The organism is uncultured Maritalea sp. (genome assembly GCF_937139385.1).
Lineage (GTDB): Bacteria > Pseudomonadota > Alphaproteobacteria > Rhizobiales > Devosiaceae > Maritalea > Maritalea porphyrae_A.
The window spans coordinates 20,953-27,202 of record NZ_CAKZPW010000111.1; the positions used below are offsets into that span (position 1 = coordinate 20,953).

The following is a 6,250-nucleotide window of genomic DNA, read 5'->3' on the forward strand; positions in this document are numbered from 1 at the left end:
GTTTATCTCCCTCCCAAACGAATACGTGGATTGAGCATTGCGTAAGCGATATCGGCCAGAAAATAGGCAATGCAGAACATCAGCGTGATGATGAGCACCAGGGCCATTTCAAGTGGATAATCGCGCGATTCAATGCTCGAAACGAAATAGGCACCAAGTCCGGGCACACGGAACATGGCCTCAACGAAAATGCTGCCCGTAGCGGTGCCAATGAACATGGGCAGAAATACTGTCACCATGGGGATCGCTGAGTTACGCAAAACATGCTTGAAGATCACATCGCGTTCTGAAAGTCCCTTTGCACGCAGCACAGTGACGAAGGGTTTATTCAAGGTGTCGAGCATTGCCGAACGCGTGTAGCGGGCATAGGTGGCGAGTGGAATTGCCGCATAGGCAACAATCGGTAGGATCCAATTTTTTGGAGCTCCCCAGCCGCTGGCGGGCAACCATCCAAGCCACACCGCAAACACCAAAATCAACAACATTGACGTAACGAAAACCGGCACCGTTAGACCCAATGTGGCAACGGCAGATGCTAAATAGTCGATCCAGCTGTTGCGATTAAGAGCGGCGTAAAGCCCTAGCGCAATGCCCAATGGCGCGCCGATCAGCACTCCGGCTCCCCCGAGCACGAGACTTGGCACCCACGCGCGGCTGAGCAATTCGATCACCGTCTCACCCGGGCTTTGGAACGGCACACCAAAGTCGAAGTGCAACACGCCCCACATGTATTTCAGGTACTGCACATAGAGCGGTTGATCCAACCCATATTGGGTCATGATTTTGGCGCGCACCGCTTCAGATACAGGCATTTCGGTCGCATCAAACGGCCCACCGGGAATGGCATGCATCATGATGAACACAAGGATCGACACGACGATAAAAGTAACACTGATGGAGAGTAGACGACGGACGACATAGCCGATCACGATGGTGCTCCTTCTAGCGGCGAGGCATCGACAAAATGGTGGTCTTCGACCTGGGCTAGGTTAGGATTATTCGCCAACACAAATTGGGATTTTGGCAAGCGTGGCTTGTTGGCGGTAAGTTCGTTTGCTGAGACAAAAGTCCTTCGACGTCGGTTGTGCGGGTTCAGCACAGGAATACTATCGAGCAAAGATTTGGTGTAAGGATGTTGGGCGTTCTGAAAGATCTGTTCGGCTTGCGCCTGCTCGACGACCCGTCCCCGATGCATCACCACAATTTCATCCACCAAAGATCGCACCACAGACAGTTCGTGGCTGATGAATAGGATCGAAAGCCCCATCTCCTCTTGCAAGTCATGTAGCAAGTTGATCACTTGGGCTTTCACTGACACGTCGAGCGCTGATGTTGGCTCATCTGCGATCAGCACCTTGGGTTTTAACGCCAAAGCCCGAGCGATCGACACGCGTTGGCGTTGCCCACCGGATAATTCGTGGGGGTATCGATTGGCAAATGCAGCGCCTAGCCCCACGATATCCAGCAGTTCTTTGGCTTTGTTTCGCCGCGTATTTGCGTCATGCGTTTTGTGGATGACAAACGGTTCGGCAACAATTTCCCAAAGGGTCATCATGGGGTTGAGCGAAGAGTAACTGTCTTGGAAGATGATCTGCATCTGCGCGCGATGCGGCTTCAACTCTTCAGGTGACAGTTTTGAAATGTCGGTGCCGTTGAGCAAGATTGCGCCGCTTGTCGGCTCCAGCAATCGCATAGCCATCAGGCCAACAGTCGATTTGCCAGATCCACTTTCGCCCACCAAGCCGACTATCTTTCGTTCCGGCACACTTATCGTGACATTGTCGACGGCGCGATGTTCAACCAATTCAGAACGGAAAAAACCTGCGCTTGATTGCTTTTTGTAAAAGCTCTTGGAAAGACCTCTAAGTTCCAGCGCTACGTTCATGATGCCACCTTCAAGCAAGCGGTTGCATTTGTTTGGTCCCAGCGCGTTAAGGGCGGCATTTGGTCAATGCAGTTCTGGTCTGCGTTCTCACACCTAAAATGAAACGGGCATCCTGCGGGGGGCGACAGCGGATTGGGCGACTGACCGGGAATTTCTTTGAGCTTTCTTTTGCCAGGCAGCTGCCCGGGAATACTTTCAAGCAATGCCTTCGAATAGGGATGGCGGGGCCTGTCGAACAAGTCAAAAACAGAGGTCTGCTCCATCACCTTACCGCCATACATGACAACGATATTGTCGACAGTTTCGGCCACGACACCAAGGTCGTGCGTGATCATAATGAGGCCCATACCTGTTTCTTGTTGAAGATCACCGATTAGCTGCAGAATTTGCGCTTGCACGGTTACATCGAGCGCTGTGGTCGGCTCATCTGCGATTAGAACTTTGGGTTCACATACCAGCGCCATGGCGATCATGGCGCGTTGCAACATGCCACCTGAAAGCTGGTGCGGATAACTGTTTATCACGCGCTTTGAATCTGGCATTTCAACGCGGTCAAGCATCTTTTCCACACGGACAAGTGCTTCGCTTGAGGTGACTTCAAAATGGGTTAAAACAGTTTCTGTGAGTTGATCGCCAATTTTGAACAAAGGATCGAATGAGGCCATAGGGTCTTGGAAAACAAGAGAGGCAACTTTGCCGCGCACTTTTGCCAACTCTTGGTGCGGGCAGGCCAACATATTGACGCCATCAAGCATCAATTTGTTCGCCTTGATGGTTGCGGATTGCTCAGGCAAAAGGCGCAAAAGGGCCATCAAGGATACCGACTTACCAGAACCACTTTCACCGACAATGCCAAGGCTTTGACCTTCTTCAAGTGCAAGCGAAACATCGCGCACCGCTTGTACTTGCCCGTCAGGACTTGAAAAGTTGACGCTTAGGTTTTCAATTTCAATCAATGCCATTGCGTTGGTTTCCCCACAATAAAAGCTGGTCGCGGCGCCTCACCCATCGGGAGGATTTGCCAAACGCCGCGACCTTTGAAGAACTACTTCGTTACATGTGTGTAGAAGTAGGTCACACGTGCATCCAATGGAGAGAAGCCAAGCGCATTCGGCGAAGTGCCATCACCCTTCACTTCGTTCTTGATCAAAGAGGTTGTGATGGGGTGCATCAATGGGATGATCGACACATTGTTGATCAATTCCATCTCGGCTTTTTCATACAATCCAAGACGCGCATCCCAATCTGGGTTGCTATCCGCTTGGGCCACCAAATCATCGTATGACGCAAGGTGGTGCGAGTGACGTCCGCCATTGTAGAAAATGCCGTAGAAGTTGCTTGGGTCCAGATAATCAAATTCATAGGGCGCCAAGAACAAGCTGTTTTTCTTGTTCAACAAGCTATCCATCCACTCTTCCATGCTCATCACTTTGATGTCCATTTGAATGCCCAAGTGCTCTTTGAACTCCGCTTGAAGGTATTGCAACATTGGTGAGGTAATCGCACCGTTATAGCCACCCTGTTTGCGATACCAAACCTCAACAGTTGGGAAACCCTCGCCGTTTGGATAACCCGCTTTTGCCAAGTGCTCGCGAGCTTTTTCTGGATCAAACGTGGCGTGTTTGGTCAATTCCTCGTTGTATCCGGGGAAACCAGGGGCCAACAAAGATTTGGCTGGAATGGCCAAGTTTTTCAAAACAGTCGACGTCATTTCATCGCGGTCAACCGCATACCAAAGTGCTTTACGAACATCCAAATTATTAAAGGGCTCAGCATCCAAATCGAATGAGAAATAAGACACCGCAAAAATGGCGTTCGTGCGCAGTTGCTCTTTGAATTTGGCGTCAGCGAACGGGATTTGTCCCGCATTTAGATTGGTCAGGTCAGTATCACCCGCAAGGTAAGCTGGGAAGCCAACTTCAGGTGCACCCACCGATGGGTCAATGGTGACTTTGTCGACCATTGCCGGCCATGGACCGTTGTAGTCAGCACGTTTTGAGAAGACCATTTTGTTGGTGGATTTTTCCCAACTGTCCAACTTGAATGCGCCTGAGGAAACAAGCGTATCAACGTTGGCTGCATAGTCGTCGCCATGCTGATCCCAAATGTGTTTTGGCACCGGATACCAAAGTGAAACAACGCTGGGCAAATATGGTTTTGCGGTTTCTGTGGTGACCGTTAGCGTATGCGCGTCTGGCGCACCCAGGCCGAGTTCTGAAACGTCGGCGGTGCCTTCAGTTACCGGCTTCCAGTTTTTTATTCCACCGGCAAAATCCCAATACCAAGCAAAATCATAGCCAGATGTTGCGGCACGTTGTAGCGAAAACAAATAGTCAGCTGAAGTGAGCGGCTGCCCATCTGACCATGTAAGGTCATCGCGCAGATTAATGGTCCAAGTAAGCCCATCATCAGACTGCGACCAGCTTTCAGCAGCCAAACCAACAAGATCATATTCTTTGTCAAAAGCTGTGAGCGGTAACTGCAGCAGTTCGGGTTTGCCTGCACGGGCATAGACCGTTTTCATATAGTCCATGTAAGTGCCCGAAGTTGAATCGTGGAACCCGGTAATGCTGGTTTCTGCAACAGCACTTCCTTGCCCCATCATCAACCCGGCGGCCAAGAGCCCGGCGAGTTTAAACATGTGTTTCATTTTCTTCTCCCTTTTTTCGCAGACATGGCTTTATCGTTCCCAGAAATTGAGTTTTCTGAGTTGGTCTGCGGCTAGATTGGTTGACGCGCTAGATTGTTATTGTCCGAACCACTTTGCGCAAAAAAGGGTCGGTTGAATTATGTCTCTGAGACTGATCGAACCTCCTGCTCCACCAAATCCAGAATTGTTGTGATGGCGGCAATTGCAGCTGCGGGATCGCGGTTTGCAATCGCCTCGCATAGGTTCTCGTGCAAAGGCACAGAACGGAAGCCAAAGACAGGATCTTCAAACGGCGAATTGGAAACCTTTGAAGCGTGGAACGCGTCATCTACATCCCGGATCACCCGTCCAAACATGGTGTTGCCACTTGCTTCATAGATCACAGCGTGAAACTCATGATCCGCTTCGCGCCAGCGCATGCCCTCATTCACCAGTCGTTCCATTTTTTTGTAGGCAGCACGCATTTTTTCAGTTTGATTGTCCGAAATGTTTTGTGCAGCACGACGGACCACTTCGTTTTCTAAGGTGCGGCGCACATCCAATATTCTGAGCAAGCCTTCGGCTTCTAGTTTCGTTGTGGTCGACCCAAGGCCCTTTGAAGATTTAATGTTGGCGGTGATATAGGTACCCGAGCCACGGCGACGACGCACCAGGCCCAATCCTTCCCAACGGTTCAAGGCTTCTCGAATGGTTGAGCGCCCAACGCCAAGCTGGTCGGCGAGTAGTGTTTCAGAGGGAAGCGTATCGCCAACCTGCAGGTCAGCGGCTTCGATCATTTTCACAAGCGCATCCAAAACTTCTGCGGTTCTGCTTTTGCGTTCGATCTTGGGCAAAAGCATTGCTGCGGACTTGGAACTTTCCTGTTTCTTTGATTTCGACTTCACGTCAGCCAATGGCTCACTCCTCGTATTTATATGATGTAATATGTCTGACAACTTTAAGAGTCAACATTGTTTGTCGATAAAATGCCTGTCAGACGTCAACTTTTCAATAAAAGTCAGACAACTTACTGATTTTTGCGCAGGACTTCCGCAAAGTGGTTTGCTGGAAGGCGGCTAGTGGTAGACTGCGAGCGATCATTTGTCCGCAATTGGAAAAGGCGCACCACATTTGGCACGCCTTTATTCTTGGATTGCTCTGTAGAAAGCAGTTTACAGCGGCGCGGTCGCCGCCTTCAGAGCGGGCAAGAGCTCGTTTGGCATCATGGGAGCAAGCTTTTCATGCACCAACTCATGATACGCATTCAGCCAAGAGATTTCGTCATCGTTTAGCTTTTCGCGCAACACGGGCCCCAAGCCAATTGGGATCATGGAAAGCGTTTCAAACTGCAAATAGCCATCACTTGATTTTGTGACTTCAAACAGTGAGATATAGAAAAGCGAGCAGGTCAGTAGCTCATCAAAAGCCATCGTCTGGGCGAGATGGTCAATGCGGGTCAGTCCCGCGCTTACGGGGGCGGTATCGTCCTCGATAGGCCGGAATTCAACATCCCAGACATCCCGAAGGCCGCTGATGTCGTCGACGAAATGCAACAATCCACCTCCGACGCCACGGATGGCTGGAATGTCCAGTTCGCCGGGGGCGATGGCCTGCTGAAAGGTATGGGCACCAAGCGTTTCAGCGCGGTTCACAGTGGCTCCGGCATTTTCGACGGATAAACCAGCGTCGCAGACATTCAGCCCGTGCATAACGTGGTAGGAATTGGCAAATCCGTC

At 50.7% G+C, this 6,250-nt stretch carries 6 protein-coding genes; all 6 read right to left on the minus strand.

Annotation, left to right across the window (positions count from 1 at the left end):
- Window positions 1-2: 2 nt before the first annotated feature.
- Window positions 3-929, minus strand: a complete 927-nt coding sequence (locus tag Q0231_RS04600; RefSeq protein WP_299345654.1) for an ABC transporter permease — start codon at window positions 927-929, stop codon at window positions 3-5.
- Window positions 926-1,885 (minus strand): ATP-binding cassette domain-containing protein, encoded by a 960-nt coding sequence (locus tag Q0231_RS04605; RefSeq protein WP_299345656.1) that lies wholly within the window; start codon window positions 1,883-1,885, stop codon window positions 926-928. The genes Q0231_RS04600 and Q0231_RS04605 overlap by 4 nt, the downstream gene beginning before the upstream one ends.
- Entirely contained in the window at window positions 1,882-2,847 is a 966-nt protein-coding gene (locus Q0231_RS04610) for an ABC transporter ATP-binding protein (protein ID WP_299345658.1), read from the minus strand. The genes Q0231_RS04605 and Q0231_RS04610 overlap by 4 nt, the downstream gene beginning before the upstream one ends.
- Before the next feature lie 83 nt (window positions 2,848-2,930).
- Complete coding sequence (locus Q0231_RS04615) at window positions 2,931-4,535, minus strand: peptide ABC transporter substrate-binding protein (protein WP_299345660.1); 1,605 nt, start codon at window positions 4,533-4,535, stop codon at window positions 2,931-2,933.
- Between the two features lie 137 nt (window positions 4,536-4,672).
- Entirely contained in the window at window positions 4,673-5,419 is a 747-nt protein-coding gene (locus tag Q0231_RS04620; RefSeq protein ID WP_299345666.1) for a FadR/GntR family transcriptional regulator, read from the minus strand.
- 267 nt (window positions 5,420-5,686) lie between these two features.
- On the minus strand, window positions 5,687-6,250 hold a 564-nt coding region (locus Q0231_RS04625; protein ID WP_299345662.1), incomplete at its 5' end, for a M24 family metallopeptidase C-terminal domain-containing protein.